This is a genomic window from Streptomyces sp. NPDC037242, from assembly GCF_055604165.1.
This window is the reverse complement of sequence record NZ_JBVJUY010000037.1, coordinates 1-26,998: the sequence shown is the minus strand read 5'-3', so window position 1 is coordinate 26,998 and position 26,998 is coordinate 1. Positions and strand designations below refer to the sequence as shown.

At 69.5% G+C, this 26,998-nt stretch carries 24 protein-coding genes; 12 read left to right on the top strand and 12 right to left on the bottom strand.

Going from position 1 to position 26,998, the window contains the following annotated elements:
- Nucleotides 1-21: 21 nt before the first annotated feature.
- The 4 genes from ACZ7GJ_RS32380 to ACZ7GJ_RS32365 form a co-directional block, all read right to left on the bottom strand.
- Complete coding sequence (locus ACZ7GJ_RS32380) at nucleotides 22-1,335, bottom strand: aspartate aminotransferase family protein (protein WP_470756699.1); 1,314 nt, start codon at nucleotides 1,333-1,335, stop codon at nucleotides 22-24.
- Nucleotides 1,336-1,396: 61 nt separating this feature from the next.
- Complete coding sequence (locus tag ACZ7GJ_RS32375; protein WP_470756697.1) at nucleotides 1,397-2,473, bottom strand: ROK family protein; 1,077 nt, start codon at nucleotides 2,471-2,473, stop codon at nucleotides 1,397-1,399.
- A complete protein-coding gene (locus tag ACZ7GJ_RS32370; RefSeq protein ID WP_470756696.1) occupies nucleotides 2,470-2,829 on the bottom strand; it encodes a cupin domain-containing protein in 360 nt (119 codons plus the stop codon). Before ACZ7GJ_RS32370 ends, ACZ7GJ_RS32375 begins: the two co-directional genes overlap by 4 nt.
- A gap of 493 nt (nucleotides 2,830-3,322) precedes the next feature.
- The gene (locus ACZ7GJ_RS32365) at nucleotides 3,323-4,489 is read right to left on the bottom strand and encodes a hypothetical protein (protein ID WP_470756694.1); all 1,167 of its coding nucleotides are present in this window, start codon (nucleotides 4,487-4,489) and stop codon (nucleotides 3,323-3,325) included.
- A 119-nt stretch (nucleotides 4,490-4,608) separates the two neighbouring features.
- Between ACZ7GJ_RS32365 and ACZ7GJ_RS32360 the strand changes: the two genes are divergently transcribed.
- Nucleotides 4,609-5,127 carry an NUDIX hydrolase gene (locus tag ACZ7GJ_RS32360; RefSeq protein ID WP_470756692.1) on the top strand — a complete coding sequence of 173 codons (519 nt, stop codon included), beginning with the start codon at nucleotides 4,609-4,611 and terminating at the stop codon, nucleotides 5,125-5,127.
- 25 nt (nucleotides 5,128-5,152) lie between these two features.
- Here the strand turns inward: ACZ7GJ_RS32360 and ACZ7GJ_RS32355 are convergent, their stop codons facing one another.
- On the bottom strand, nucleotides 5,153-5,992 hold the full coding sequence (locus ACZ7GJ_RS32355; protein ID WP_470756690.1) for a methyltransferase domain-containing protein: 840 nt from the start codon (nucleotides 5,990-5,992) through the stop codon (nucleotides 5,153-5,155).
- A 187-nt stretch (nucleotides 5,993-6,179) separates the two neighbouring features.
- Between ACZ7GJ_RS32355 and ACZ7GJ_RS32350 the strand changes: the two genes are divergently transcribed.
- The 3 genes from ACZ7GJ_RS32350 (at nucleotide 6,180) to ACZ7GJ_RS32340 (ending at nucleotide 9,364) form a co-directional block, all read left to right on the top strand.
- Complete coding sequence (locus ACZ7GJ_RS32350; RefSeq protein WP_470756688.1) at nucleotides 6,180-6,752, top strand: snapalysin family zinc-dependent metalloprotease; 573 nt, start codon at nucleotides 6,180-6,182, stop codon at nucleotides 6,750-6,752.
- A 2,081-nt stretch (nucleotides 6,753-8,833) separates the two neighbouring features.
- Entirely contained in the window at nucleotides 8,834-9,049 is a 216-nt protein-coding gene (locus tag ACZ7GJ_RS32345) for a hypothetical protein (protein WP_470756686.1), read from the top strand.
- A 72-nt stretch (nucleotides 9,050-9,121) separates the two neighbouring features.
- Nucleotides 9,122-9,364 (top strand): AAA family ATPase, encoded by a 243-nt coding sequence (locus ACZ7GJ_RS32340; RefSeq protein WP_470756798.1) that lies wholly within the window; start codon nucleotides 9,122-9,124, stop codon nucleotides 9,362-9,364.
- Between the two features lie 527 nt (nucleotides 9,365-9,891).
- Here the strand turns inward: ACZ7GJ_RS32340 and ACZ7GJ_RS32335 are convergent.
- Both ACZ7GJ_RS32335 and ACZ7GJ_RS32330 read right to left on the bottom strand, forming a co-directional pair.
- The gene (locus tag ACZ7GJ_RS32335) at nucleotides 9,892-11,307 is read right to left on the bottom strand and encodes a trypsin-like serine protease (RefSeq protein ID WP_470756685.1); all 1,416 of its coding nucleotides are present in this window, start codon (nucleotides 11,305-11,307) and stop codon (nucleotides 9,892-9,894) included.
- A 62-nt stretch (nucleotides 11,308-11,369) separates the two neighbouring features.
- Complete coding sequence (locus ACZ7GJ_RS32330; RefSeq protein ID WP_470756683.1) at nucleotides 11,370-11,864, bottom strand: hypothetical protein; 495 nt, start codon at nucleotides 11,862-11,864, stop codon at nucleotides 11,370-11,372.
- Nucleotides 11,865-12,526: 662 nt separating this feature from the next.
- Between ACZ7GJ_RS32330 and ACZ7GJ_RS32325 the strand changes: the two genes are divergently transcribed.
- From ACZ7GJ_RS32325 to ACZ7GJ_RS32305, 5 genes are all read left to right on the top strand, one after another.
- Complete coding sequence (locus tag ACZ7GJ_RS32325) at nucleotides 12,527-12,835, top strand: hypothetical protein (RefSeq protein ID WP_330300452.1); 309 nt, start codon at nucleotides 12,527-12,529, stop codon at nucleotides 12,833-12,835.
- 81 nt (nucleotides 12,836-12,916) lie between these two features.
- The gene (locus ACZ7GJ_RS32320; RefSeq protein ID WP_470756796.1) at nucleotides 12,917-13,426 is read left to right on the top strand and encodes a DUF4253 domain-containing protein; all 510 of its coding nucleotides are present in this window, start codon (nucleotides 12,917-12,919) and stop codon (nucleotides 13,424-13,426) included.
- A gap of 45 nt (nucleotides 13,427-13,471) precedes the next feature.
- On the top strand, nucleotides 13,472-14,101 hold the full coding sequence (locus ACZ7GJ_RS32315; RefSeq protein WP_470756681.1) for an SMI1/KNR4 family protein: 630 nt from the start codon (nucleotides 13,472-13,474) through the stop codon (nucleotides 14,099-14,101).
- A gap of 309 nt (nucleotides 14,102-14,410) precedes the next feature.
- Nucleotides 14,411-14,764 (top strand): hypothetical protein, encoded by a 354-nt coding sequence (locus tag ACZ7GJ_RS32310; RefSeq protein WP_470756679.1) that lies wholly within the window; start codon nucleotides 14,411-14,413, stop codon nucleotides 14,762-14,764.
- Nucleotides 14,765-14,805: 41 nt separating this feature from the next.
- Nucleotides 14,806-17,655, top strand: a complete 2,850-nt coding sequence (locus ACZ7GJ_RS32305; RefSeq protein ID WP_470756677.1) for an NACHT domain-containing protein — start codon at nucleotides 14,806-14,808, stop codon at nucleotides 17,653-17,655.
- Nucleotides 17,656-17,823: 168 nt separating this feature from the next.
- Here the strand turns inward: ACZ7GJ_RS32305 and ACZ7GJ_RS32300 are convergent, their stop codons facing one another.
- A complete protein-coding gene (locus ACZ7GJ_RS32300) occupies nucleotides 17,824-18,060 on the bottom strand; it encodes a hypothetical protein (protein ID WP_470756675.1) in 237 nt (78 codons plus the stop codon).
- Between the two features lie 182 nt (nucleotides 18,061-18,242).
- A complete protein-coding gene (locus ACZ7GJ_RS32295; protein WP_470756673.1) occupies nucleotides 18,243-18,533 on the bottom strand; it encodes a helicase associated domain-containing protein in 291 nt (96 codons plus the stop codon).
- 531 nt (nucleotides 18,534-19,064) lie between these two features.
- On the opposite strand from ACZ7GJ_RS32295, the gene ACZ7GJ_RS32290 reads away from it, so the two are divergent.
- On the top strand, nucleotides 19,065-23,009 hold the full coding sequence (locus ACZ7GJ_RS32290) for a polymorphic toxin-type HINT domain-containing protein (protein WP_470756671.1): 3,945 nt from the start codon (nucleotides 19,065-19,067) through the stop codon (nucleotides 23,007-23,009).
- A 75-nt stretch (nucleotides 23,010-23,084) separates the two neighbouring features.
- Nucleotides 23,085-24,254 (top strand): DUF6183 family protein, encoded by a 1,170-nt coding sequence (locus tag ACZ7GJ_RS32285; RefSeq protein WP_470756669.1) that lies wholly within the window; start codon nucleotides 23,085-23,087, stop codon nucleotides 24,252-24,254.
- A gap of 629 nt (nucleotides 24,255-24,883) precedes the next feature.
- On the opposite strand, the gene ACZ7GJ_RS32280 is transcribed toward ACZ7GJ_RS32285, so the two are convergent.
- The 3 genes from ACZ7GJ_RS32280 to ACZ7GJ_RS32270 are packed head-to-tail and all read right to left on the bottom strand — an operon-like array spanning nucleotide 24,884 to nucleotide 26,263.
- Complete coding sequence (locus ACZ7GJ_RS32280; RefSeq protein WP_470756667.1) at nucleotides 24,884-25,642, bottom strand: pentapeptide repeat-containing protein; 759 nt, start codon at nucleotides 25,640-25,642, stop codon at nucleotides 24,884-24,886.
- A 22-nt stretch (nucleotides 25,643-25,664) separates the two neighbouring features.
- The gene (locus ACZ7GJ_RS32275) at nucleotides 25,665-25,973 is read right to left on the bottom strand and encodes a hypothetical protein (protein ID WP_470756665.1); all 309 of its coding nucleotides are present in this window, start codon (nucleotides 25,971-25,973) and stop codon (nucleotides 25,665-25,667) included.
- Nucleotides 25,970-26,263: a DUF6313 family protein gene (locus tag ACZ7GJ_RS32270; protein ID WP_470756663.1), complete on the bottom strand. Its 294-nt coding sequence runs from the start codon at nucleotides 26,261-26,263 to the stop codon at nucleotides 25,970-25,972. The genes ACZ7GJ_RS32275 and ACZ7GJ_RS32270 overlap by 4 nt, the downstream gene beginning before the upstream one ends.
- Before the next feature lie 449 nt (nucleotides 26,264-26,712).
- Here ACZ7GJ_RS32270 and ACZ7GJ_RS32265 point away from each other — a divergent pair.
- Nucleotides 26,713-26,998 (top strand): helix-turn-helix domain-containing protein (locus ACZ7GJ_RS32265; protein ID WP_470756662.1); only part of this gene is annotated, 286 nt, incomplete at its 3' end.

The window sequence follows — 26,998 nt, the reverse complement described above, 5'->3', positions numbered from 1 at the left end:
TGAGGGCGAGGCGGGCAGAGGTCAGCGGGCCAGGCTCGGCAGGGACTCCAGGGCTTCGCCGAACCGGTCGGCGATCAGGTGGGCGTCCTGCGGCGTGAGGATCAGCGGTGGCCGCAGTTCGATGACGTTGCCCTGGCCGTGTTCCGACACGCGGGTGATGACGGCGCGTTCGGACAGGGCGCGGTGCAGGGCGTGCGCGAGCGGTGAGGAGCGGGTCCCGTCCGGCTCGGCGACCTCGATGCCCAGCATGAGGCCCACACCCCGCACGTCGAAGACGCACGGGTGCTCCTCCTTGAGTTTCAGGAGCCGGTCGAGGAGCAGGGCGCCGACGGTGCGCACCTGCGCGAGGAACTCCGGTCGGCTCACGATCTCCAGGGTGACCGCCGCGGCTGCCGCGCCCAGCGTGTGACCACCGTAGGTGAAGCCGTGGAGCGAGCGGTCCATGCCGACGAAGCGCTCCTCGGTGATGACGGCGGCCAGCGGCAGGCCCGAGCCGGTCAGTCCCTTGGAGACGGTCATGATGTCCGGCTGGACCCCGAAATGGTCGGCGGCGAACATCTGTCCGGTCCGGCCGAAGGCCGTCTGCATCTCGTCGAAGATGAGGACGATCCCGCGCTCGGTGCAGAACTCCCGGAGCCGCGGCAGATATCCCGGCGGAGGCACGACGTTGCCGCCGACGCCGCTGATCGGTTCGATGATCAGGCACGCGGTGCTGCCCGATCCGGCGTACGTGAGGAAGTCGTCGATGCGGTCCACACACCACAGGCCGCAGCTGTCGGGCTGCTGGCGGTAGAAGCAGCGCCGGCAGTAGGGATCGGGGAAGTTCAGCGCGCCGGGGTGATGCTGCGGGAAGGGCGCGCGCATCCGGGCGAGTCCGTTGTACGCCGTGGCCGCCAGGGACTGCCCGACCTGACCGCGGAAGGGAACCAGTACGTCCCGGCGTCCGGTGTGCAACTGGGCGATCTTGATCGCGCCTTCGTTCGCCGTCGACCCGCTGCAGCTGCGGAGGTTGACCCGGGTGAGGTTGGGCGGCGTGAGCTCCGCCAGGAGCTGCATCACCCGGTTGGTGGGAGCGGTCTGGAACGCGGAACTCGCGAAGATCAGATGGTCGGACTGCTCCTTGAGGGCCGCGACGACGGCTGGGTGATTGTGCCCCAGGAGGAGGTTGAACGTACCGGACACACAGTCCAGGTACTCGCGCCCCTTGTCGTCCCACACCCGGATCCCCTCACCTCTGACCAGCAGGTCCGGGCCCAGCTCGTGATAGGCGACGATCTGCGGATCAGGGAGTGTGGGAGTGAGTTGCGGCGGGTGTACGGGGTCGGGCGTGTGCATGGGAGACCTCATGTTCGGCGGAACGGCATCAGGGAGGGGGGACAGAGGCGGACAGCCCGCGTCAGGGCAGCGAGCCGACGGGCAGGCTTCGTCCGGAAACGGCACGGCCACCGTGCCGGTCCAGGTAGCGGGCACAGCCGATCAGCCCGTCGTCGTCGTCCGGTTCCGCCGCGAACGGCAGCACCGGGGCTTCTCCGGCAGCAGCCCGGAGGCCGCCGGCCCCGGCCATCTCCTCGCCGAGGAGCCGCAGGTACGCAGGACCGGCCGCGCGGGCGAACCCTCCCATGACGATGAACCGCCGCACGCCCAGAGCGGCGGTCACGGTGGCCAGCGTGCGGCCGAGATGTCCCACGCCGGGAGCCACGGCCCGCACGGCGAAGGTGTCACCCCTGCGGAAGGCCGAAGCGACCTGGTGTGCCGTCAGCCGGTCCGCCTCGCCCCCACAAACAGCGTGCAGGCAGGACGTCGCGAAGACGCGCGGGATGAGCAGAGCCAGGCTGCGGGCGGCGCTGAGGGCTCCGCGTCCGGAGGCGATCGCCCCCAGATGGCCTTGCCCTCCGCAGTCGCAGCGGGGGGCGTCCGACGAGAAGTCCACCCGCAGATGTCCGATCTCACCGCCGTTCCCGTCGTCCGGTACGAGCACCTCGCCGCGCCGGAAGACCTTGTTCCCGACCCCGGAGCTGACCGTCACCATGCAGAAGAAGTCTTCGGCCTCGGCCCCCGGGTCCCTGGCCACGTAGCGCCAGCCTGCCGCGGTGACGTCGTTCAGCACGTACGCGGGAACCCCGAGCTCCGCGCCCAGAACCTCCGCCAGCCGCAGTGCCGGACCACGCCGCCCCCATACCGTCGGGGCGTCACAGACCACCCCGGCCCGGTCCACCGGGCCGGCGAACGCGACCGCCACGGCCGAAGGAGGACGAGGCGCAGCCCGTGACCGCTCCCGAAGGAGGTGTACGAGCTGGTCCACGACGCGCGCTTGCAATACGGCGGCAGGCACGGCCGGGAACCGGGCGATCCCCTCCACCGCGGCGCGGCGCACGCCGAGCACCGCGCCGGAACCGGCCTCGGCCCAACCGGCCCGCACCGTGGTGCCACCCACATCCGCGACCAGATACGGGCCGGGCCGCTGGTCGCTCAATGGCTCGCCTGGAACACGAAGAGCCGCACATCCCGCGACGAGTCGTTGCGCAGGCCGTGCTCCCCGTAGGGGCGGTTGACGACGATGTCGCCCGCCGTCACGGGAAACTCCTCCCCGTCCAGCGACATCGTGGCAGACCCCTCCAGGACGACGTACCACTCCTCGTCATCCCCGTGGCGGTGACGCCCGATCTCCGAGCCCGGCGGGATCACTGCCAGATCGATGAAGTCCACCCGCAGCCCGTCAGGCTGCCGTTCGAAGGGCCGGAAGACATCCACGTGCCCGGCGCCCCCGTGGCACTGCTCGACGCGACGCAGCTCTCTCCCCAACGCTTTGCGTACGTGGTGCGAGTCCAAGCCGCCTCCTCCGCAGACTGTTCCCGATGGTAAGGAGGCGTGTACGCAGGGCGACAGACCGTTTCGCGCACAAGCGGATCTCGGCGCGGGGTCGACTGAGCTGGGGTTTTTCCACTCACGCACGTTGACCTGGCCAATTCGGCGGCCTTGCGGAAACGCGTGGCAGGCGATGACCAGGTCCGGGGGAGCGGGACTCATGGTGACGCCTTCCGTGGGAGGGGAACTGCCCTGCCCCACGAAACGGCGACGTCCTCACCGGATCGCTCACCACGGCAATCCCCCTGGCATCACAGGTGGGGAACGACCGAAGCGGTGAGCTACCGGTGACTCACCACGACCTCCCCACCGCAGGTCACAGCCCTAAAGACTCGCTACTCACCGGGCCTTCAGTAAGTTGTTGGTGAGGTCGCCCATCAACTCACCGGCCTCCTGAGGGGGACCGTTCTGTTACACCCCGTCGCGTTCGAGCAGTCGGGGCTGGGCGGCGACAGCGTCACGGAGGAATATGCGCTTGGAGTAGAAGGTGCCTTCTTGCGCCAGGCCGCGGGCGGTCAGATACGACAGGAGCCAGCTGTTGACGTGTTCCATCTCCTGCAGCATGTCGTTTGGGTCGTTGTCGAGGATGCTGCGGGAGCGCCGGTATTCCAACTCGCACTGCGCGAGCACAACCTCCGGTGCGGCGAGTAGCGAACAGCGGTCGAAGAAGATGCCGTAGACGTGGCCGGTGCGCATCGACTCGACCTTGGACGTCGTAGCGCACTCGCCGGAAGGGTGGCAGGGCCTGCACCTGGAGGTGCAGCTCCGATCGCAGGTAGTCCTCGAAGCTGCCGGGTGAGACCTCGATGTCGGTGAGGAGCTGCTCGCGGCGGGCGAAGGCATCCTCCTCGTACCACTTGCGTTTGAGCACGTACCCGCCGTCGGCCCGGGGGATGAAGGGGGCGTACCCGACTTCCCCGGCTGGCCCGGTCACGTCGAACATGTGGTTTTCGAAGGCGTGAATCTGGAACTCCTCCCGGTATTCGGGCTGGCAACCGGGCAGTTCGCCGTGGCGGACGGCTTTGAGCAGTTCAAGGGATGTGGCCCAGATGTCGGGGGCGGGTTCCAGGTTGTACTTGTATTCCAGCTCCGTGCCGGCGAAGTGAGTCCGGAAGTATCGCAGGTGGTTGTTGAGTCGGAGGGCTGCTTGGGTATGCGCGGCCAGCGCGGGCTTCAGCCAGCGCAGCGCGTCTACGGGGCCCTTGCCTATTGGGTTCCGGGTCGTGCGGAGGAAGCAGGCGTCGTCGGCGTAGAAGCGGATCTGCCCGTATGAGTGGTAGCCGCCCCCCTCGGGGTGCTCGGAGAGGCACAGAGGGACGAGGCTGGGGGCGGCTGCCGGGCCGACCATGGCGCGGAGCGCGGGGCCGGCGATGGCGTCGGGGAACAGCGCGCTGCCCGCGATGCGGGCGTTGGCGATCCGGCCACAGCCCGCGGTCAGCGCGATGGTGGGGCAGATGCCGAGGGTGTCCCATCGCACGACCACGGTGGTGCTCGGGACGCAGAACTCCTGCGGCGTGACCTTGACCAGGACAATCGGGTCGTCGGCTTGGCGGGGTGCGGTTTGGTTGAGGAGGTGGATGCCGCCGAGGACGATCCAGGCGGCTCGTTTCGTGTCATCGGGCATGGCAGGTACTCCTGGTGGGGATGGGCACGGGAAGTGTGCCGGGGCTGCTGGCTTCCTTGAGGCCGCTCTGTGCGGCGTCGGGCCGCGCGGGCGGGGCACGGCGGCATAGGGTGAGTCGGGTGACTGACCAGATGACCTTGGAAGCGGCGGTCGCCGATGCCCGCCTCGCCGTACGGGAGTACGACGAGGCCTTGGCGTGGCTGGACCGGGCCCGCCAGTTGCCTATGGAGCCGCTTTCGGCGGAGGTGTGGGTCACCGACCCCTCTTTCACCTATGTTCTGCTCGTGAAGCACCGGGTGAGGGGGTGGGTGCCGCCCGGCGGAAAGGTCGAGCCGGGCGAGACGCCCCGTCAGGCCGCCAGGCGCGAACTCGTGGAGGAGACCGGGCTGCGCAGCGAGCTGCTGCCGCTGCCGGCGGCCGTGGCCGTCCGTTCCTATCGCGCTGACTGGTCCGCGACCTTGGGGCTCTCGTACGCGGCCGTCATCGACCGCGAGGCACCGCTGGGAGGGGAGAGTGGGCAGCCGCCACGCTGGTTCGACCTGGCCGAGGCGTGGGAGAGCGCCTTCCCCGCGGACCGGGAGCGGATTCGGGCGCACGTGCGACTTCTGGCGGCAGGGCAGTCGATCGCGGCGCACTGAGCGCCAGCTGGCCCGTGGACGACTATCAGGGCCGCTGGGCAACGACCGTGAGCCAGCTCGTCACGGTGGGGGCGTCGGGGGTGGTGAGGGCGTAGGCCTTGGCGAGGATGTCCATGCGCTGGGCGTGGGTGAAGTCGCCGTCGGGCCGGGCAAAGGCGGGAATCGACAGCCAGGCCCTCTTCTCGGCGACGGTGCTGTGTTGCGCGACGACCTCGGCGTCGACCAAGTCCATCCCGGCGCAGGACAGGTGCGCGGCGACCGCGTCCAGCGGCAGCTTGGGAGCAGCCGGTCGGGTCGGGGGCGGGGTGTATCCGTAGTCGCGGGCGGCGACCTGGTGGATCAGCCGGTTCAGTGACGGGCCGGGGTGGGCGCTCTTCTCGTCATCGTGCTGGACGCCGGCGAACCTCCCGCCGATGCTGAACACGAACCGGCCGCCTGGGCGCAGAACCGTGTGTACGGCGGTGAAGACGCGGGGGACGTTGGTCTTCCAGATCGCCGAGTTGCACACCACGGCGCCGACTTCGCCGGCTGGCGCGTGGCAGGCCAGGTCTTCGGCCCCGGCGGTAACCCAGGTCAGGCGCGGGTCTTCCATCGAGCGTCGGCCGACGCGCTGCATGGCTGCAGCACTGCGATTCGTTGAGCTGTCCTGGCCGACCGTGTCCCTTCCAGCCTCGGCGAAGACTGCCGGTGCGCTTGACGCACCTGCGGTGGCATCCCAGGGGCGGCATCCGGAGTGTCGAACTTGCCCGGGGGTCTCGGGGTTGCCGCCTTCAGTGTGAGGGAGGCGCCGTCGCCCGGGCCGGACGGCCGGTCCCGACTGGCGGCCGTGCGAGCCCCGTGGGCGATGCGGCTGCTGATCGGACATCGGCCGAAGCGGCTGCCGTAATTGGCTTGCAGGTGCATGACAGGTTGGTGAGGCGCACGGCTACCTTCTTAGAGCTCCGGAGGCGCGGCCATCCGAACGTGCGGGCCACAGACGGGCGGTGGTGGCGTCTCCAGTGCCCCGGCTCCACCGAAGGGGCCGGGCCCCCCACGCGTGAAGGAAGACGACCATGTCTCTGGGCACCTGGCTGAAAGTCGGCACCTCCGCCGCCGCAATGGTTCTCGCGGCGGCGACCGCCGCGACCGCGGCACCCGCGCCCGTACCGGATGCCTCCGCAGCGGTAGTGACGCTCCGATACGACGACAGCCGGGCCGGCGGCTGGGAAGCGGCCATCGCGGCCGGGGTCGCTTCCTGGAACGCGAACGTCAGCAACGTTCGGCTGGTGGAGGCCGCGCCCGGGGTCCGGGCCGAGATCGTCATCGTGGCCACCACCGGCTGGCCGCAGGCCACCCTCGGTCCGGTCCGTCCCGGGCGACAGGTGCGAGTCGAACTCGGCGCGCAGGCCGTGAGCCAGGGGTACGACAAGACGCGCATCGCTGCGCACGAGCTCGGCCACAGCCTGGGCCTCCCGGACACCAAGCCGGGGCCGTGCTCCCAGCTGATGTCCGGGTCCAGCGCCGGGACGGCCTGCACCAACGCCGTGCCCAATGCGACCGAGCGCTCCCGTGTGCAGAACGCGTACGCGAACGGGCTCACGGCAACCGTGCCGACCGACGGCCGGGTACTCATCGACGCCCCCTGACCGGCGGGTCGCCGGGTGGGCCGGCGCGGGCGCCTGACCGGGACTCCCGGAGAGCGGCCGTCCCGGCCCACTGCCCTTCATCCTGCGCAGCGTTGGGACTCGCTCTCCCAGCTAACGCCGTACGGGACACCGATGGGAGGTCCTCCTCCGGTCCAGCCTTGAGAGACCGGAGCTGACGGACGCTCGCCGTCGACGAGAATGAGCCGGTTGCTCCTCCATATCTTCCGGCTCGTCCTCGCGGTCGGGGCCGGGGAAGGCCGCAGCTTCGAGGTTCCGCCGGGGTCCGGATGTGGATGCATTGCTCCGGGCCACCGGCCTCGGCTCAGTCGTCACCGTCCTGAGAGATGAGATCTGGGCGCTGGTAGGCGCCAGCACCGCACCGCCGGCTGGGCACTGCTCGCCATCACCGCGCTCACCGCCGACCCCGAGCACTGCGGTGCCGCGCTGACGGCATTCGAGCAGAACCACTGGTGCGGCTGGGCCGCTCCCGTATCAGCGACTCTGCGGTTGCGGCCCTCGCGTAGCGCCGTACCGTTTTGCGGTCGAGCCCAGCAGGGCGCTGATCGCGTCGATGGTGAGGCCCTGCCGGAACAGGGTCTGGACGTCATGGTGACGTTCTCGGGTCTTGCGTTCGTAGGCGGACTCCTCACCCGCGGTGCCGGCCGGGCCCGAAGTGGCCGCGGGCTCGAGTGCCAGCGGTCTGGGACCTGCGGGATTCCGGGCTGGCCATGTCCGGCGCCCTCGGCGAAGGCGCCGCCGCGGTCCCGGCAGACCGTGCCGATGTGCGGGTGCTGGCGGAGCCAGTTGGCGAAGGTCTCGGCCGAGGCCGCCGCGGGCAGGACTCACCAGAACGAGCGATGCCCCTCATCGAGACTCGTCCGCATGTGGGGCGACACGGGAGTGTGAGTGCTCGGCGACACGATGTGCGTCAGTGGCTGCGGTGGCTTCGGGACCCTCGCGTGACGGGTGCTCTCGCGTCACTTTCCGTCGGACTTGGGGTCGAGGTCGGGCTTGGGCTCGGGCTCGGCGGGAGGTGAGACGCCCTCGCGCGCGCGGCGCTTGGCCCACGCCTTGCCCCACGCGTCGTGGTTCGTCATGCTCCCCGAGACCAGAACGCCTCCCAAGACGCCGAACCCGATGGCCCATGGGAAGCGCTCCGACACCAGGGCGATCAAGACGGCCCAGCCGAAGAGGCCGACCAACAACAGGGGATGCCGGATGACGTGCCCCAGAATGACCCCCAGCCTCCAGATCAGGTGAACGGGGTCGGATCGTTCCCGTTTTGACGGCGACATGCCATCACGATAGGGCCGGCCGCCCGGCATGGACACCCACCCGGAGCCGTCGACACGGCATCACCGTCCCGGAAGACGGTCAACCATTGTCATGCATGGATCAGGATCAGATGCTGACCGCCCGCGCGTGGCTCACCCCCTGTTAGCGCACCGACTGGCACGGCACCACGGAACTACTCATCGCGACCGTCCTGCGCTGCCAGGGCGCCACGTACCGCCCCGAGGCCGACACGATGCGCACGGCCCGCAACGCGCATGCCTGCTGGTGAACCGTTCTGACTTCGCTGCCGCTCCGTTGCGAGCTATCAGGGGAGGGTGGGTCTCGTGCCCAAGAAGATTGACGCAGCCCTTCGTAGCCATGCTGTGCATCTGGTGGCAGAGCATCGTGCGGAGTACTCCTCCGAGCGTGCACAGCACATCCAGGTCGCTGGTTCCCTCGGTGTGTCCCGGGAGTCGGTGCGGCGGTGGGTGATGCAGTACGAGGTCGATGCCGGCCAGGCGGCGGACGCGAGCACGGACGAGCGGGAGGAACCCTCGCCAGCTGCGAGCGGAGAACAAGCGTCTGCGCGAGGTCAACGAGGCGCTGAAGTCGGCGGCGATCTTCTTCGCGGGGGAGCTCGACCCCCGAAACCGCTGATCGTGGCCTTCACCGATCAGATGCGGGCCACCGGGTATGCCGTCGAGTTGACGCCCTGGTCGAGGACGCGGTCCGTCGGCTGGCCTTCACCACCAACACGGCCGGTTTAGCGTGTGCTGGCTCCCGAGGGGCCTTATGGGCGGAGCAAAATGCTGGCTCTCATCCGCCGCACTCTCCTGCTCGAGGCCGGGTTCGGGGCCGTCGACCGCGCCATGCGCTCACTCGGTCTCCACGGCGTGGTCCGCGGGCGAAGACCGAGAACCACCATCCCCAACCGCGTCGATGCGCGGGCGCCGGACCTCCTGGGCCGCGACTTCACGGCCCTGGCGCCGAACCGGAAATGGATCACCGACTTCACTTACTGACCGCATCGCCACCAGCCTGGGCGGGACCCCCAAGTTCCACCTGGCCGCCCTCGCCCCCAGGCATCCGCCGCGCTGGCTGCCGAAGTCGTCGAACGGGGAAGGACGCCGGCCGTCGTGATCGACGAGTCGCACCTCCTGGACCACCACGAACTGGACGCGATTCGCACGCTCACCAACTACGACATGGACTCCACCACGCCGTTCGCCGTGTTGCTGATCGGCCGGCCCACCCTGCGCAAACGCATGAAACACGGCGTCCTCACGGCCCTGGACCAGCGGATCTCGATCAGCTACCAGATGCCCACGAAGAGCTAGGGAGGAGCCGCTCATCCGCATCAACAGCCGCGGCCTGCCCCGCTCGGTCAACAACATCGCCTGGCAGTCCCTCATCGCAGCCTTCACCGAGGAGAAGGGCATCGTCGACGAGTCCTCCACCCGCACCGCCATCATCGAGACCCACGCGACAGAGTGAGTACGAAGACGACGATACCGAGTTCACGATGACCCCGGCGGCGTGACGGCCGCCGGGGTCGTTTCATCCCGTCCCATCGACAACCAGCACGTCGCCTTCATGCTCATCTTCAGCGTCGCTCAACATCGCTCCTGCTGTGACTCCAGGAGCGGGGCGCGGCACTGCCGGCAGAGCTGGTTCGCATCGGCTGGGGTCGGGGTCGATGACCAGGTCCACGGTCAGGTCGAAGGCGCCGTCCGGAGCTGGGCAAGCCGGCCCAGCTCCGGACGGGTGGCCTGGGCGTGCCGCGTGACTCCCCGCGGGAGATCGCGGGGAGTCACGTCCGGTCCTGTACCCGCGCCCTTTGACCCAGGCGCTCAATGGCGGGCGGCTACCACTGCCCGATGATGGGAGTGTCCGTGGGGTTGCCGAAGCGGACGTTGTAGATCACTGTGTCCGAGTCCTTCGCAGCGCCGTAGAAGCCGCCGTCCGCCGGCCGGTGGACACCGATCTTGTCGGTACCGTCGCCGTTCCAGTCGCCCTTGATCGGGACATCGCCCGGGTTCCCGAACAGCACCTTGTGATCGACAGTGGCGGAAGTCTGTGAATCGGTGAGGTAGAACGTCGTGTCCGAGGCTCGGTAGACGCCGACCGTGTCCTTGCCGTCGCCGTTCCAGTCACCCACCATCGGGGTGTCGTGTGCGATACCCATCCTCACGACATAGGCCGCCGAGATGTTGTCGTTGGACAGGTAGAACGCCTCGTCCGAGGGGCGGTATACGCCGATGGAGTCGACGCCATCGCCGTCCCAGTCACCGACCAGCGGAACGTCACCCGGGTTGCCGAACTTGCGCGAGACGGCGACCGACTTGTTGTCGTTGGACAGGTAGAAGCCCTGATCGCTGGGCCGGTACACGCCGAACGTGTCCTTCCCGTCCCGGTTCCAGTCGCCCGTCAACGGCACGTCACCCTGAGCGCCGAAGTACGCCTGTCCCGCCAGGTTCCCGCTCCGGTCCGACACGTGGAACGAGGAGTCAGCCGAACGGTACACACCCACAGTCGCTGCTACCACGGCGGTGTGCTCATCGATCCACTTGCCGAGGTCGTCGGTGCGCACCGAGACGGCGCCCGTGCGGGTTTCGGCGGCGTTGGTGCCGAGGCAGCCGCCCTGCCAGGACTTCGCGTTGATGCCGACGAGCTCTCCGGCGGCGTTGAGGAGGGGGCCGCCGGTGTCGCCCTTGCACAGGACGTCGGTGCCCTTGCCGGTGATGGCGAGGGTGGTGGCGTCGGTGGTGTTGGTGGTGAAGGTGCCCGTGTGGAGCTTGCCGGGGACCCACTCGGTCTTGGTGCGGCCGAACCCGGCCGCCGTCAGGTCGGTGCCGGCGGCCGGGGCGGCGGTGGCGCGCTTGACGCCGGCGATGCCGGTGGCCGGGGTGGCGAGGCGGGCCAGGACCAGGTCGCGGTCGGTGCGCGGGGCGAGGTCGGTGACCTCGACGGTCTTGCCGTCGCTGAGCGTGGCGACCGTCTTGAGGGCGGGCTTGCCGGCGGGGACCTGCTCACCCGGGGTGGTCGCGAAGCAGGAGGCGGCGGTGGCGAGCCAGTACGAGTCGATCAGCGTGCCCGAGCAGCCGCGGCTGTTGGCCTCGTCGCCGATGCTCAGCTTCAGGGTGGAGGCGTACTGGCCCGCTGTGGCCTCGGGACCGGAGACGGCCTGGGCGGCACCGGCCGAGAACAGGCCCGCGGTGACGGTCGTCGCACCGACAAGAAGGCTGGTGATCCGCGCGGTGCGCGGACGGGGAGCAGACATGTGGATCTTCCTTACGAACGTGGGTCGGCGTTGGCGTGCGTAACCGGTGGTCGGCCAGGTGGTCAGCCGACGCGGAGTTCGAGGAGGATGGAGCGCTCGCCGGTGTCGCCTGCTTCGCCGAAGGGCTTGTAGTCGTTGGCGGGGGCGTCGATGACGGTCTTGTTGGTGCCGTCGGCGGTGATGGTGGCCTTGACGGGGAAGGCTTCGGTCCAGATGCCGAAGGCGTCGGGGAGCTCCAGGGTCACGTAGCCCTTGGGGGCGTTGACGTCGAAGCAGTAGAGCTTCTGGCCGGTGCGGGACTTGACGGTGATGTCGGGGGTGCCCTCGCAGGTGGTGAGGGTGATGTGGCCGTCGCCGCGCTTGAGGATGATCTGCTGCTCGGCCTGGATCTTCGCGGCGTCGGGGTAGGCGAAGTCCTCGACGGCGGTGGGCATCTCACCGGCGGCAGCGGCCCCGGCGGTCTGCGGGCCGGCGTACGCGACACCGAGCGTGGTGACGGCCGCGGCCGTGCCGACGAGACCGGTGAACAGTGCCTTGCGGGCACGGGTAATCGCCATGAGTTTCCCCCTGATTACAGGCCGCACGCGCGGCCCTTGATATCGCGAAATGAACGTTTGTGTGGAAGGTCCACCCGACAGGCCACCGCCACGGCAAGCGCAGACCGCCGTACGTCCCCCGACGCGATCACAGGCGGGCCTGTCCCAGGCAGACGGTAGCGCCCGAACCCCCTCGTCATCAACTATCGTTGATGCCGCGTCGACTGTGATTGTTTCATGCCAGGTCAGGGCATACGCTCTGGTAGGCCGGGCGCACCTCATGCCCAGCCGCGCCACGGCTCCCTGTCACGACATCGTCGTCCGGGGCGTTCCGGCGACCCGAGGGAAACGGGAGAGGCGCAGGCGGGGTCGCCGCCCGCAGCGGATGAAGCGCTCCCTCATCGCACCGGTGTTGTCATGCGGATTCTCCGACGGCACCCGCGAGATCCTCCTCCTGCGGGCCGGCGACGGTGGTGAGCGCCAAGCATCGGGCACCGTGCGCTCCGATGGGGGCGAAAAGGCCCTCGAAGATTGGCGGCGCTCGAGACGGGGAGGGGTTCGGGGCCGTCGACTCGGAGGACGCCGAAGGCGATGAAGAACGCGAGGTCTTCGCGGCCGGAGCCCTGGCGTCATGTGCCGGAACGTCGCCTGGCGTTGTCGGTGGTGCCTTCTATCCTCCTTCTATGTCCGTCAACATTGATCTTGCCTTTACCGTTACCGGTGTCACGGGTGAACCGCAGGCCTGGGAGATCGTCCGTGCCCTGGAGGAGCTACTGCGTGAGGAGTCCCTCATCCTCCAGGTGTCTTTGGGGGTGGCGGTGGACGACGACGGCGCGTTCTTCGTGTCCGGCGAATCCGACTTTCCGCTTGGGATCAGCCGCTTCTACCTGTGGCGGCCGCATTTCGAAGGGCTGTTCGCGGCGACCGTCGCAGAGGTGGCTGCCGGAGCGAGCGGGAAGGTTCAGTGGGGCTATCCCGACGAGGAGTACTGATGTCCGACCGGCACCCGGCACTCTGCTGCCCTGGTGGAGCTCGCTGAATCTGGCCGTGGCGGATATTTCGTGACGCACACGATGGCGGGGGCCGATGAACGCGGCGATCTTGCCGGTCCCTCAGCTCTCGCCGTGACGGGGTATCGCCGAGGTGCAGGCCAAATGGTTTCTGCGAGCACGCAGGCGTGGCCCGGCCTCGCGCCCAGTCGGGAGACGGCCACGAGCCCCGATCAACTGGCCTCCGAGTTCGCGCAGGCGTTCCTTGCCGACTGCCCACAGATCCGTCCGGGGCTGTCCGCCGCAGCGTCCGGTGCCGACGCGTTGACGGCTGCGAGGTGGGCCGGCCCCTGCAACCATGAGAACGACACCGCGAGGATTTCCGCGGTCGTCCGCGATGGGGAGCACCGGTTCGGCGCCCGCGTCGTTGCGGTCGGTTTCTCCACGCTCCACATCAGCGTCGCCGCGCCAGGGCGAGCGGGCATGAGGCTTTCCTCGTCGCGGTCGAGCACTTCGCGTTCTGTCCGGACAACATCTGGACTGATCCGTCCTGACCTGCCTCCTTCCCATGTCCCTGAGAACCCGATGCGGTGATGCCGGATATGTTGCGCCCAAACGAGCACAGAGTTTGGAGGAGCCGTGCCGCCTGAGGAGACACCTCTCGCCGCGCTTCTGTCCGTCATGCCGGCCCATGACGGTGCGGATGAGCAGGTGGACTGGGATGCGCTGCGACGAGCTTGGCAGGTTGGATTCCCGTCCGACTACATGGCCTTCATGGCCACCTACGGAGCCGGAGGCATCGACGATGCGCTCAGCGTCCTGACTCCCGAAGCAGCCGCGCAGCCAACCTACGGGCAGGAACTCGGGAGCATGTCAGGCGAGACTGCCCTGATTCGGGATGTCTGGGCGACCGAAGGAGGCCCCGACGGAGTCACTGCCGGCCCTGACTCCGTCATCGCGTGGGGTGTCAGCTGCGGAGCCGACATCCTCGGCTGGGTCGCGGATGATGAGGACCCTGACACTTGGCCGGTCATCGTGTGGAGACGACATGGTCGGCCCCACTGGCAGGTCTACGACTGCGGCATGGCGGAGTTCCTTCGCCAGCTGTTCGTCGAAGGCTTTGACAAGTGCCCGCTCAGCGACGCGTCCCTCTGGGGCGAGCCCGCTCCGCACTTCGTCCACTGGCGCGAGGAACAACGACGCCGGGAGTCCGGGATCGACCCGTACACAGGTGAACCCGACCTCTACTTCGGGATGGAGTTCGACTGATCGCGCGTTCCTGACCCGCCTTCGGCGCCAGTGCCCGGTACCGGATCTGGCCATCGTTTGACGACAGACGGGAAGCCGCGGAAGCCGACCCGACGGCCCGGTTCACGGTCCGTCAGAACTTCTGCCAGCAACACCGGCTTCCTGGTCCGTTCCTACTCGGACCCCGGGTGAGCCGAGGCTGCTTCCCACCCACACCCAAGCCCCTCGAAGAATCGATCCTGTTTCAGCGGGAAGCGAAACAGGGCAATACGGGGGAGGGTGACCCTCGGCCATATGGCTGACGGGCGCCGGGAGAGGGGGAGGGGCGGCATGTCGCGAGGGTGGAAGGCGACGGTCATCGTGCTGGCGGTGCTCGGGACGGCCAGTACGCCATTGATCTGGCTGCTGAACAGCCCGGACGCGGGGCAGCTGGTCGGCGCCACGGTTCAGGGGGCCGTCAGCATCGCCGCCCTGGTCTGGGCGGTGCTCCAGCCTTCGGGCAACGGCCCGGACGACAGCGTGGTGAGGAGCGGGCCGGTCGACGTCGCAGACGGGGGAGCGGGGAACACGGGGATCTGGCGCCGGAGGCGGTGGGGCGGCGGACGGGCGAGGCTGGAGGACAGCGGGAGCGTCACCTCCACGGGCAAAGGCAGCGACGGGAACACCGGCATCCGCTACCGCTGACCGGTCCGTCGGGGAACGGCCCGGAGGAAGGGGGGAGCCTCGTGTGGTTGCGGAAGAAGGGCGGGAGGACGGCTCGGGGGGACGGCACCAAGCCTTCATTCCACGTCTCCGGCTCGGGAGATGCCCACAGCTCCCACGGCTCGCTGTCCAACACCGGCATCCTCATCCTGAACATCAAGAAGCTGGTCCTGCGGCAACGGGGCGGCCCGGGCACGGTGGGCGGCAGGCCGGCGTGGCCGGCGGACTGGCGTAAGGGCAAACGCCGGCGTGCGCGGGCCCGGACGATGGTCCGTACGGTCGAGCGCGACTGGGTCGGGCCGCAGCTCGACAACGCACTGACCAGGCTTCCGCGCCTGATCGACCTGCCCATGACCGTGACCGTCCGGCAGGACCCGCCCGCCGCACTCCCGGAAGGCACCTCGCCGCTCGACGTGTTCAGGCGGTGCGACGAGCAGATGCTGATCGTGGGTGAACCCGGGGCCGGCAAGTCGGTCCTGATGCTGCGCGTGATGCACGAACTCCTGGAGGCCGACGACGCATCGGTTCCCATACCCTTCCCCGTCGTCCTGCCGCCCGACCTCCCTGCCCCCACAGACCTGGTGGAATGGCTGGCCTGGCGGGTGCCGCCCCTGTTCGGCGGCACGATCGACGAGGCCGTCGACCTGATGAGGCTCGGCGCCGTGGTCCCGTGTCTGGAAGGCCTGGACTTCGTGGCCGGCGCCCACCTGGCGGGGTGGGCGGCGGCGATCCGCCGCTACCCGGAACTGCCGATGATCGTGGCGAGCCGGGAGGCGACGGCGGAGGCAAGCCGCCTGGGCTCCTCGCTCACGGGCACCGTCCGCCTGCACGACCTCTCCACCACGGCGCTGGACGAGGCGATCGTCGCGCTCGGCGACAGTGGCCAGCCCGTCCGAGACCTGCTCGCCGACAACCCCAGCGTGCGGGAATGGTGCACTACCCCGCTCATGCTGTCGGTCGTGGCCACCGCGAACCTGTCGGGCGACTGGGACGGGCCGTCGCTGGACGAGGTCGTGGATTTCACCACGGCTTCGGAGGATCCCCGGCTCCTGCGCGGGATACTCCAGTCGTCTCCCCTGGCCAGGCAGCACATACGCGAGCAGTACGTGGTCCTGCGGACGTACGTCCGGGACCTGCTGGACATGTCGTCCCCGGCTGTGCCCCGGGACCCGGCTGCCGCGGAACCGGCCATGAGCACCCCGGTGCTCGCCCGTGGCCTGTGCGGACTGGCGCGTGCCATGAGAACGGGACGACAGGAATACTTCGACACGGTCACCCTCCTGGCCGCCTCCGACCCGGCCGAAGCCCGCCACACGGGCACGCGGATCCATGCGCCTCGCTTCCAGCACGAACTGCTGGTCATGCTCGCGGTTGCGGGGGTGGTCCTGAGCGCAAAGTCCTGGCCCGTCGTGCCCCACGCCCTGCTCGGCTTCGGCCTGAACATCCTCCTGCTCTGGTACAGCCGTGTGTACGGCGGGCTGTTCGAGGCGCCGGCGCTGCGCTGGGCCGGGCGCTGGACGCACGCCCTGGCCGGGGAGTGGCGCGTGCCACTGGAGATGACGGCCCTGACCTGCGCGGTGACCCTCGCCTACGCCACCATGGCCAAGGTCCCGTTCGGCAGGGCCGTCGCCGCCGCCGGCGTCATGTCCCTCGCGCTGCTCGCCGTCGGGCTCGGTGCCGGGCTGGTCAAGTTCCGGGTCCGCGGCGTTGCGGCGGAGCCGGCGCGCGGCCTGTCGCGGGTCCTGGTGCGGGGGCTGGCGGCCGGTGCCGTCATCGGGCCCGGCTACGCCGCAGCGGCGGTGTGGTCAGCCCACCTGGCGGGTACCGGGGGCATTCCGGCCGGGGCACGGGCCCAGAACGTGGTCCTGGGCTGCTTCTCCGTGTTCCTCGTGGCCGGGGGCTCCGCCCTCTTGCGGCACGTGGTCGACCGGGTGCGGCTGGTGGTGGAGTACCACGTGCCCTGGCAGCTGCCGGTGTTCCTCTCCACGGCGGTCGAACGCGGCTTCCTCGTGGCCACCAGCAGTGGGTACCGGTTCACTCACACGACGGTCCGTGCCGCGGTCGAGGTGGGCCTGGAGCACCGGCCGGCCGACGAACCGGCGTCCTCCTCGTCCATCGGGCCGTGGTCGAGCGGACTCGACGCGCCCGAGGCGATCTACGCATCCGTACTGAACGAGGTGATGGCCCGGCGCGACATCCGCCGGAGGGCGGCCGCGCACCGCGGTCTTGAGGAGGAGCAACTCCGGGCGTCCCTGATGGTCGTGCGGGCGACCGTGCTGTCCGAGGTGTCCCGGCTGGAGAGCACCTACCGCGACGTCCTGGCGGAGGCCCGGGCCGCCGACGATGCCGATCCCCACTTCAGGAGCTCACTTCCGGCGGGCCTGGTGTGGCTGCTGCTGGGCACCAGCCCACTGTGGGAGCTGGTCTTCCCTCGCGAGCCACGCGGTCTCCTGGACACGGCTGTCGGCATCGGATCCACGCTCTTGCTCCTGATCGTGCCCTTCTGGGCGTTGAGCCGCCGGGACGACGACAAGGGATGTGCCGGAGCGCTGGCGGCCGGCATGGCGTACCTGGTGCTCGCCGTGATCTTCTCCGTCTTCGCACTGACGGCGCTGCTGAACCACTTCTTCGGCCCGCCCCCGCCGGACGAGATCGACGGCTGGCGGGCCTTCGTGGCGGGGGCGGGAGCCCTTCTGCTCCCGGTCGTCACAGCCGGCATGGGGCGGGTCATCGGGCGGGTCATCGACCACCTGCTCCTCGGCCGGCATGCGACCTGGGCGGACGCCGACGCGGCGTACGGCGCGTGGCGAACGGCCCTGGGCGGTCGCGTGCTGGCCCGCGCCGACGTGCATCTCGGTCCTACGGAGAACTGACCGACGGGAGTGCGGCCACCCGGTGAGCAGCCACCGGCGAAGCCATGCCCCCCTCAGCCCCGCCGCCCCCCTCTTACTCCAGTGCCTCCACCATCCCGTCCTCCGCCTGATGGTGCTGCGTCGGGGCCTCGCCCAGTAGGTGAGCCGTTGGTGACCCCGGTACCGGCGTCACCGCACACGCATGCAGGACCTCATGGCAGCCGCCTGGTTTTCGGACCAGACGGAGTACGTGGCCGCCCGGTCGGGGTCGCACACCTGGTGGACTCCGTCCCAGGCGGGGAGCGGTACGGGGCACCGGACGTCGACGACGAGCCACTGCTGGGCCTCGCCGAGAGGCTGGTGGCGGGAGCCGATCGCCCGGCGGGTCAGGCTGGTGGCGCCGACACCGGTCTCTTCGACGGACACCCGCCCCACATCGACCCGTGTCCATCCAGAAGGGTGTGCACGCCAGAGCGCGAGAGGCGCTCAGGAGACGACGGGCTCCCAGCCGACGTCGAGGTCGGCTGGGTGAGGTGGGCACTCGCCGGTTGAGGTCGAGGCGCCGTGCGGCAGTCTGCGGGCCGAACTCGGCCGCGGGGTCCACAGAACTAAAGTTGCCGGCCATCAATATTTCGAGAGTCGATCAGAACGACTGGAGAGGGGGTGAGCCGCCCGCGGCGCTGCTGCTCCTCGGAGAGTCGGCCGAAGTCCTGGCGTTGGGTGGTGAGCCGGCGTCCGATGTCTTCGCCGTGTCGGGTGACTCCGGGGATGTTCGTGCTGGGGTGGGCGCCGTCGGCGAGGATCTGGGCGAGGTGGGCGTAGTGCCGCTGCCAGTCGACCGTCCACCCTTTCTGTGAACCACCTGCGCGATGGGCACCTGACGGCAGAACCTCGGTCACTCCTGGTGCCACGGCCGCACCCGTTCACGCGACGGCCGGGAGACGGGCACCGAGCCCCTGCAGTCGAAGCGGCCAGGGCAGGCCTCGGAGCGGAAGATGGTTCCGGAACTCCTCGCAATCAGTCACAGCTTATGCGTTTCAACTGTGATTGATTTTTCGGGGTTTCGTGCATACGCTCCTCACGCTGGCGCCCAGGGCGTCGTATCGCACCTGGCGCCAGCGAGTTCACGCAGGTCAGACACACATGATCGCCCGCGGTTCTGAGACCGCTGAGCGGCGGCCGGGGGAGGGCTCCCGCCAAGTTGCTGATGAGACGTCAAGCAGACGTCGAGCGACGGCTTGCGGCCAGGCCGTCACCCCGTGCACGCGCATGTCATGGAAGCAGTAGGCATGGGGGGAAGGCGCCGAATGAAACGGCGAACACTCATTTTCGGAACAACACGCTCCGCCGATGGGCCGGACAGGCTCGACCGCGCGGCCAAGGCCAACAGGTCCGCCGCAGCGAGGCGAACGCTCCGAGGACTCTGCGGCATGGCCCTGCCCGCGGCCCTGACCGCAGGCCTGCTGGGGGCCTCCCCGGCAGCGGCCGAGGACTCCACCATGGGCGCGGCCAAGCGCCCCTTGGCCGTGGAGTACCTCAGGTACGGCGGTGTGGGCGTCAAGGAGGCGGCCGAGCAGGCGCTCCTGGGGACCGACGCGGACATCCGCAAGTTCCTCGACGGAGCCGACGAGATCCAGTACGACGACGACTACATCGACGCGAGCCGGGTCCTCAACGTCGGCGGCGTCGGCGTCCGCGAAGCGACGAAGAAGGCGCTCAAGGGCACGCCGGAGGAACTGCGCGCGTTCCTGCGCAGCGGATGGCAGAAGCCCCTGCAGGACGACCGCGAGGTCGAGGCCTCGCAGGTCATCAACTTCGGCGGGGCCGGTGTCAAGGACGCGGGCAAGGCGGCGCTCCAGGCCGGACCCGCGGCCGTCACCAAGTTCCTGGACGAGGGTCAGTACGAGGCGCGCGCGGCCGACAACGAGGTCGCGGTCTCGAAGCTCATCAGCTCCGGCGGCGCGAACATGAAGGCCGCCGGAAAGCTCGCTCTGCGGGGCACGGCGGAAGACATCAGCGAGTTCCTGGACGTCGGGCAGTTCGTCGCCCGCAACCGTGACCAGGAGCATGCGACGATCGAGCAGCTGACGGACCAGGCCCAGCAGGCCGGTCTGCAGGCGGAGGAGGCGACGAAGAAGTCGGAGGCAGCCTCCGCCCGTGCCGTCGAGGCGTCCAACCTCGCCAAGCAAGCGGCGCTGAAGGCCGCCCACGAGAGCCAGCAGGCGGGCAAGGACGCCAAGCGTGCCGCGGTGAAGGCACAGCAGGCCGCGGAAGCGGCACGCGGTGCGGCCGCCGCCGCGCAGCAGGCGATCGCGTCGGCGAACGCTGCCAGCCGCGCGGCCCGTACCGCGTCGCTGGCTGCCGCCCAAACGGCGAACGCCGCCGCCGCGGCGGCAAACGCGGCGAACGACGCCTACAACGCGGCGATCGCCGCTGCCGGTGACGCCGGCAAGGCGGAGGCCGCGAAGAACACGGCGCTGATCGCTCGCAACATGACGTTCCTGACCAGGGCGTCTGCGGACGCGGCCGAGCAGGCTGGGCGTGCTTCGCTGGCCGCGGGCGCCGCTGCCGACGCGTCGCGCAGTGCCGGTTCCAACGCAAACGCCGCAGCGGATGCGGCGGACGAGGCGAACCGGTACGCGGACGCGGCCGGCGTCCACTCCGCCGAGGCGGCCAACGCCGCGGCCGAGGCCCGTCGGCACGCCAATGCCGCCAACCGCGCCGCGAACACCGCGGGTGCGCTCGCCCGTCGTGCGGCGCAGGCCGCCTTCCAGGCCCGCGACGCCGCGAGGTCCGCGGCGAACCATGCGGAGAAGGCCGCGGACGCGGCCGAACTGGCGGCGAAGTACGCCGGACAGTCTGCTACCGCGGCGGCCGATTCCCGCAAGCACGCGGAAGCCGCGAAGCAGGCCGCCGATGCGGCGACCACCGCGGTCAGCACCGCGAAGACGGTCCACAAGATCGCCAAGGAAGTGGAGGCAGAGGAGCTGACCGCTCGCTCCGAGGCCGCCCTCGAACGAGCCCGGTCCGACAAGGCGCAGTCCGAGCGCCTCATCTCCGGCACCGCGTCCATGGCCCAGAAGACCCGCTCGCTCGATGCCACGGCCGGCGCGCTGGCCGTGGAGGCCGCGAAGCCCGGTGTTGACGTGAAGGCCACGGCCGCCAAGGGCCGTGTACTCGCCGTGGACGCCATCAAGCTCCGCGGTCCCTGGAGCCAGCAGGCCGCCGCCGGCGCCCTGGTCGGAACCGACCAGACGGTGCTCGAATACCTGAAGACCGGTTGGAACCGGGCCGGCCAGGAGGAGACGCGCGCCGAGGTCCTCGAACTGAGTCTCTCCAGCCCCTACCCGTCCATCAAGCAGGGCGCGACCGAGGCGCTCAAGGGAACCACCCAGCAGATCGCCGACTTCTACCGGGTCGGCCAGTATGCCGTGGGCAAGGACGATCTCGCGGTCGCCGTCTCCAAGATCAACAACGAGGGCGGCGTCAGCGTCAAGGACGCCTCCAAGACAGCCCTCGCGAGCTCCGACGGCAAGGCGCTAGCGACCTTCCTCGCGGGCGGCCAGTACGCCGCCCGCATCACCGACGAGCAGGTCATCGCCTCCAAGCTCGTGACCACGGGAGGCGACGAGGTCAAGTCGGCGGCCAAGGCAGCCCTGGCCGGTACCGCCGATCAGCTCCACGAGTTCGTCGCGGTCGGCCAGTTCATGGCCGCCCGCAAGGATGCCCTCGCCGAGCACCACCGTTCCCAGATCGAGCGCATGCTCGCCGAGGGTGAGATCATCTCGGCCAAGGCCCAGGCCAACCGCTGGCGTGCCGCCGAGGCGGCAGCCAGGGCCAACCAGGCCGCCGCCGAAGCCGAGACCGCCAAGGTCGAGGCCAAGAAGTCCGCTGACACCGCCGCCGGCTACGCGGCCAGCGCCAAGAAGTCCGCCGAGGCCGCCACCCAGAGCGAGGCCCGGGCCAAGCAGTCCGCCGCCACCGCGCGCAACGCCGCGGCCGCCGCCGGCCGCGACGCCGACAACGCGGAAGCATCCGCGGCGCAGGCCGCATTCTCGGCGAACTACGCCCGCGAGTCGGCCCGCGAGGCCGACCGCTCGGCGGCTCAGGCCCGTGAATCGGCCATCGCGGCAGGCAAGAGCAAGGACGAGGCCGAGGGCTACGCCTCCCAGGCGTGGGCCGACGTCAAGCAGAAGCGCGAAGCGGAGATCGCCGAAGCGAAGCGCCTGGCCGAGGAGGCCCGCAAGAAGCAGGCCGAGGCGGACAAGAAGAAGAAGCCGAAGTGCATCGTCCCCTACAACAGGGACAGCGTGCCGCCTTGCCTCCTGGCAGGTGCCGACCCGGACCAGGTCGTCTTCGCCAAGCCCGACGCGGAGCTGGCGAAGCTCCTCGCCAAGGGAGCCTGGGAGCTCTCCGGCGGCGCCGACATCCAGAAGTGCATCGAGGAGCCGACCTGGGGCGGCTGCGCCATGGCCGTCGCCGGTGTGCTCCCCGTGGGCAAGCTCAAGCTGCTCAAGAAGGGTGCCGACGCGGTCGAGGACGCCATGAAGGCATCCCGGATGAAGCCGATCCCGTGCCTCCGCCCGAGGAACAGCTTCCCGGCCGGCACCCCCGTCCTGATGGGCGACCGCACCACCCGCCCGATCGAGCAGATCGACATCGGTGACGAGGTCCTCGCCACCGATCCCGTCACCGGAGTGACCGGTCCGCGTCGCGTCGACGCCACCATCTACACCCCCGACGACCGCGAGTTCACCGACATCACCCTCGCAGGGAACACCGGAGGCGCCCTCACCACCACCGACCACCACCCCTTCTGGTCCGAGAGCGACAAGAAGTGGAAGAACGCGGTCGAGCTCACTGCGCAGGACACCTTGCGCACCCCCGAGGGCGGCACGGCGCAGATCGCCGGCGTCCGTCACTGGACGGGCCTCCAGCCCGCCTACAACCTCACGGTCAACGACCTCCACACCTACTACGTCCTGGCGGGCCGGACCCCGGTCCTCGTCCACAACGAGGACCGGACCTGCCCGGTCACCTTCGCCGACCTCGGTAACGACGACTTCCTGTCGCCGGGTGGCCTCGTCTACGGCGTGGGCAAGGACGGTCACAAGATCGACCATGTTCTCCGGCACGCCGTGGAGATGCCGGGCAGGCCGACGCACACCGTGTTCGAGGAGCTGAACCCGAACAAGATCCTCGACCTGGTGGACGACGCTTGGATGTACAAGTCCAAGGGCCGGCAGATGGACGCCATGACGTGGGTCGTTCCCTTCGACAAGGTGATCGGAACGAAGGGCGAGAAGTTCATCCGGATCGTGGTTGACCCCGCGGACAACCGGATCAAGAGCGCCTACCCCGTGTCCGGATACTGATCGTTCGGCCGGCACCGTCCAGCGGTGCCGGCCGAACCTCCACCACAGAGCACCGAACGTGAGGACATCCGCGGTATGAGCAAGGACATCGCCCGCGCGGTAGCGGCCCTGGCCAACGCCGACTACGCGGATGTCTCCACACTGCGTGCTCAAATCGACTTCCAGGCCGACGCCGGCGCCTTCGACTGGCTCGGCGACCTCGGAGCGGAAGTCGCCCGGGGCGCGGCCGGGAACGACGCCCACGGGCACCACCGACTCGTCCTGGACCACGTACTACGGGCGCTGGCCGCTCACCCGGGCCCGGCAAGCCTGCGTACCCTCCTACGCGTGCCCCCCGCGCAACACCCGCAAGGGCCCGAGCGGACTCGGGCCGAGCGGCACCTGGCCGCGTCGGTGGCCCACGGCCACCGCATCGAGGACATTGCCCGGGTGGTCTTCGCCCCGGAAGCCGAGTCGGTGCATTCCGCGGAGTTCTCGGCATGCCTCCTCCACGAACTCGTGCTCGTTTCGGACCAGGTCGCCGAGCACCCCGCGCTTGTCTCTTACGCCGAAGGACTCGCGGCAGCGGGACACCCGCTCGCCGCGCTGCCGCTCGGGCTCCTCCCCCCGGAGAGCGGGCTCCGCCGCCAGGCGGGCGCACCGGATGCCTGGGCCTGGACCATGTTCCCCAACCGCGAGGTGCCCTTCGACGCGCCCGCACTGAACACCATCGCGGCGGCGCGGCAGCGCACGGCCGATATGGAGATGACGGAAACCAGCGTTCCGGAAACCGCCGAGGCCATGGGCGCGGCCGTGCGGCACTGGTGCACCCAGTCCAACGGCAAGCTCGCAGCACAGGACTTCTGGTCACCCGCCCCAGCCGCCCCCGATGACTTCCCGGCCGTCTTCGCATGCCTGCCGCTCATCGCCTGGCCCGCCGGTGAAGCGCCAACCCGTTTGTACCGCGCCACCCCGGAATCGGTCTTCCGAGTCCTGCTCACCGCCGCGGCGACCCCTCCCGCCTACGGCTCCGGCCTTTACGGCGCATACGGAAGACTCGCGGCCTGGCGCTCGCTCGGCGGCCTGACCGGCGCTCCAACAGACTCCCCGATCACGCACACGGCCGACCTGGTCATGCAGAGCCGCTGGTTCCGCCTCGACACCACGTCGCCCTGGTTCTACGAAGTCGCTTGGGACCTGGCCATCGCGGTACTGCGCCCCGGCGGCCAGGAGATCGCACTGCTCGCCGCCAGCGACACCGACTGAACGATCGGCGCCGGCCGAACGGCCCAACCGATCCACCCCACCCCGCCGTAGGCGCTCCACGCAACGGTCAGGACGACCGTACGGCTGTCCGGTTCGCTCAGAGCGTGCCGCCCGCGGCAAACGAATCACGGGACAGCCCAAGCGGCCCGATTGAACCGAGGTGACTTCTCTGCCGCTCTGTTGTGAGCCATCGAGGAACGCCTTGTAGTCGCCGGGGAGTGGGCCGCCGAGGTGTTTCCCGGCGGCCTCCCACAGGTGCGGCCGCGCCCATCCCCATCAGGTCGGCTCGCCGAGCAGTTCCTTGAGTCTTTCCAAGGCGGCTGTCATCTGCGCTCCCTGTTGAGTACGTGGGCATGACCGCGGGCAACCCTCGCATGCGGGTACGAACAGGGTGGTCAGCACGTGCGCAGGCCATGGTCCGCCGGGCGATCGCGGAGAAGATTCCGTTCCGGTGGGTGACCGCGGATGCCGCCGACGGTCTCTCCAAAGGCTGGCGCACCGAGCTGGAGCAGGCGGCTGGTCAGGACAGCAGGCTCTGGACGTCGAGCTGAAGTTGTGCGGCCTATTGGGTCGTGTTGGCCCTCGGGACTGGTAGGTGTATTGGAACGGCAAGCAGCGGCAGTTGCGGATCAGCTCCGTACGGCCGACCGCTCCCGAGTCTGATCGCCGCGCACCCGGTAGACACCTGGAACCACCTCGTCGGATTCTTCGACGACACGTGATGCCAAGTGATCAGGCCAACGGGTGCTTGAGTCCCAGATCGCTCCATCCGGAAGGTCTACGCCCCTGGCGGATCCGAGTTGCGCGCCGATCAGCTTCGCATCAGTCAGGCGCGCATTGTTCAGATCTGCACGGTTCAGGTCCGCGCCGGTCAGGTCCGCGCCGGTCAGGTCCGCGCCGGTTAGACGCGCGTCAGTCAGGTCCGCGCCGTTCAGGTCCGCTCCCATTAAGCGTGCGCCTGCAAGGAGCGCGGAGGTTAGACGCGCGTTAGTCAGGTCCGCGCCGGTCAGAATCGCGAGACTCAGCCACGCGCCCGTCAGGTCCGCGCCGCTCAGGTGGGCGCGTCCCAGGAATGCGCTGCTCAGGTTCGCGCCGCTCAGGTTCGCATTGCTCAGATCTGCGCCGGTCAGGTCCGCACTGCCCAGGTTCGCATTGCTCAGATCTGCGCCGGTCAGGTCCGCACTGCTCAGGTTGAGCCGATCGGCAGGATTCTCGGGCTCGTTGAGCTGTGCGGCTTCGGGGACTGGTGCGCAGGGCGCTTCCGCTGTGTGCTGGACGATAGCTTCTGCGATCGCGGTGATGGCGGCGGCGGGAGCATCGGGGCAGGCGAGGTAGAGCAGCCCGCGGAGAGCGGCTGCCTGTCGCTTGCGCTCGTCGTCCGTCACCACGTCTCCAGGGTAGGCCGGTGGCTCACGGCAGGGGCCGTTGCCGCTTGACGCAGATGGGGCAGCGGTAGTCAGGCTGGCTGTTAGCTGCCAGCAGGAAGCCGATGGCGGCATTTTCGGCCCGGCGCACAGGTCCGTCCGTGCTGCCGGGCGGAGGGGGTGCGGCAGATCCCATGATCGTCTCAATCACCTCGGTGAAGTGCTTCTCTGCCAGTTTCCACTCTGGTTCGACATCCGGACCTCCGGTGCTGGTGGCGTGGCGGGCGCCGAAAGCCAGGACCGCGGCCTTGACCGTGTCGTTGCCCTGCTTGTAGACGTCATGCAGCGTGATCACTCGCCGCTCCCGGCGGAGGGGGGCGGCGGTTCGGCCAGGCGGCGCAGTTCGTCGAGGACGTCGTCCAGTTCGCGTGCCTGGTGGGCACGGATCTGCTCGGTAATGACGTAGCCAGCCGCGGCTCCGATGATGGCGGGGATGACGGCCCAGCCGGTCAAAGACAGCGGCCATGCGCACCACTGGGGGCGGACGGCCGCGGGCGAGGTTTCCCCCCTCAGTACCTCGTAGGCGTTCACCCAGCCGATCAGGAACCCGTTGAGCACGTACAGGGCCGCGCACACCGCGAGCACGACGGTTCCCCGGCTGAGAAGCCAGAAGCCGAACCGGGGGAGGGCGTGCCGGTCGGCCCAGCGGGCTCGCAGCCGATGCCGTCGGCCTGGTGGCGGGGGCCCGTCGGGTAAGGGGGCAGGTGCTGCGGACACCCTGCTTACGGTAGGGGTTGGGTCACCGGCATCGGAAGTGAACAGCCGCCTTCGCTGGGTGCGTTGTGGAATGTGGCTGGCGCACAATGGTACGGCAGCACTTGGCCAGGAATGCCTGCTGGACGCCCTGCCGACCGTGTGGCCGGGACCGGCCCGATCCGCTTCGCCCTGCGTGGCCACTCTGCCACACTCGCGCCAGGCAAGCAGAACCAGCCAGTCCCCCCACGATATTGGTCTGCGTAGATACTGAACCTGAAAGTGTGATGTCGGGGTGTTTCGCAGGACGGTGGGCCTGTGGGGCCGGTAGTCCTGTGTAGGTGAGATACGCGCAGGGCGGCGGGTTGACCGATGTCGGGAGGGCCGTGCGGGAGCGGCTGCGGTTGCAGGCCGTGGAGCGTTTCGAGGGTGGGCAGAAGAACACTGAGGTCGCCGCCGGGCTACGGGTGAGCGTCCGGTCGGTGGAGCGGTGGCGCCGGTCCTGGCGCGAGAGCGGCGCGGCAGGGGTGCTGCCCGTCTACACGGCGGCGACCGAGGACGCGGCCCTGGAGCGGTTCGCCGAGTTCGCCGACGCCTGGGGCCGGAAGTATCCGGCGATCGTGCGCC

Bases quoted from the DNA above. Each gene is read 5' to 3' on its own strand.
- ACZ7GJ_RS32380 (WP_470756699.1), bottom strand. From the start codon at position 1,335: ATGCACACGCCCGACCCCGTACACCCGCCGCAACTCACTCCCACACTC.
- ACZ7GJ_RS32365 (WP_470756694.1), bottom strand. From the start codon at position 4,489: ATGCCCGATGACACGAAACGAGCCGCCTGGATCGTCCTCGGCGGCATC.
- ACZ7GJ_RS32355 (WP_470756690.1), bottom strand. From the start codon at position 5,992: ATGTCCGATCAGCAGCCGCATCGCCCACGGGGCTCGCACGGCCGCCAG.
- ACZ7GJ_RS32350 (WP_470756688.1), top strand. From the start codon at position 6,180: ATGTCTCTGGGCACCTGGCTGAAAGTCGGCACCTCCGCCGCCGCAATG.
- ACZ7GJ_RS32345 (WP_470756686.1), top strand. From the start codon at position 8,834: ATGCTGGCTCTCATCCGCCGCACTCTCCTGCTCGAGGCCGGGTTCGGG.
- ACZ7GJ_RS32335 (WP_470756685.1), bottom strand. From the start codon at position 11,307: ATGTCTGCTCCCCGTCCGCGCACCGCGCGGATCACCAGCCTTCTTGTC.
- ACZ7GJ_RS32330 (WP_470756683.1), bottom strand. From the start codon at position 11,864: ATGGCGATTACCCGTGCCCGCAAGGCACTGTTCACCGGTCTCGTCGGC.
- ACZ7GJ_RS32325 (WP_330300452.1), top strand. From the start codon at position 12,527: ATGTCCGTCAACATTGATCTTGCCTTTACCGTTACCGGTGTCACGGGT.
- ACZ7GJ_RS32320 (WP_470756796.1), top strand. From the start codon at position 12,917: ATGGCGGGGGCCGATGAACGCGGCGATCTTGCCGGTCCCTCAGCTCTC.
- ACZ7GJ_RS32310 (WP_470756679.1), top strand. From the start codon at position 14,411: ATGTCGCGAGGGTGGAAGGCGACGGTCATCGTGCTGGCGGTGCTCGGG.
- ACZ7GJ_RS32290 (WP_470756671.1), top strand. From the start codon at position 19,065: ATGGCCCTGCCCGCGGCCCTGACCGCAGGCCTGCTGGGGGCCTCCCCG.
- ACZ7GJ_RS32285 (WP_470756669.1), top strand. From the start codon at position 23,085: ATGAGCAAGGACATCGCCCGCGCGGTAGCGGCCCTGGCCAACGCCGAC.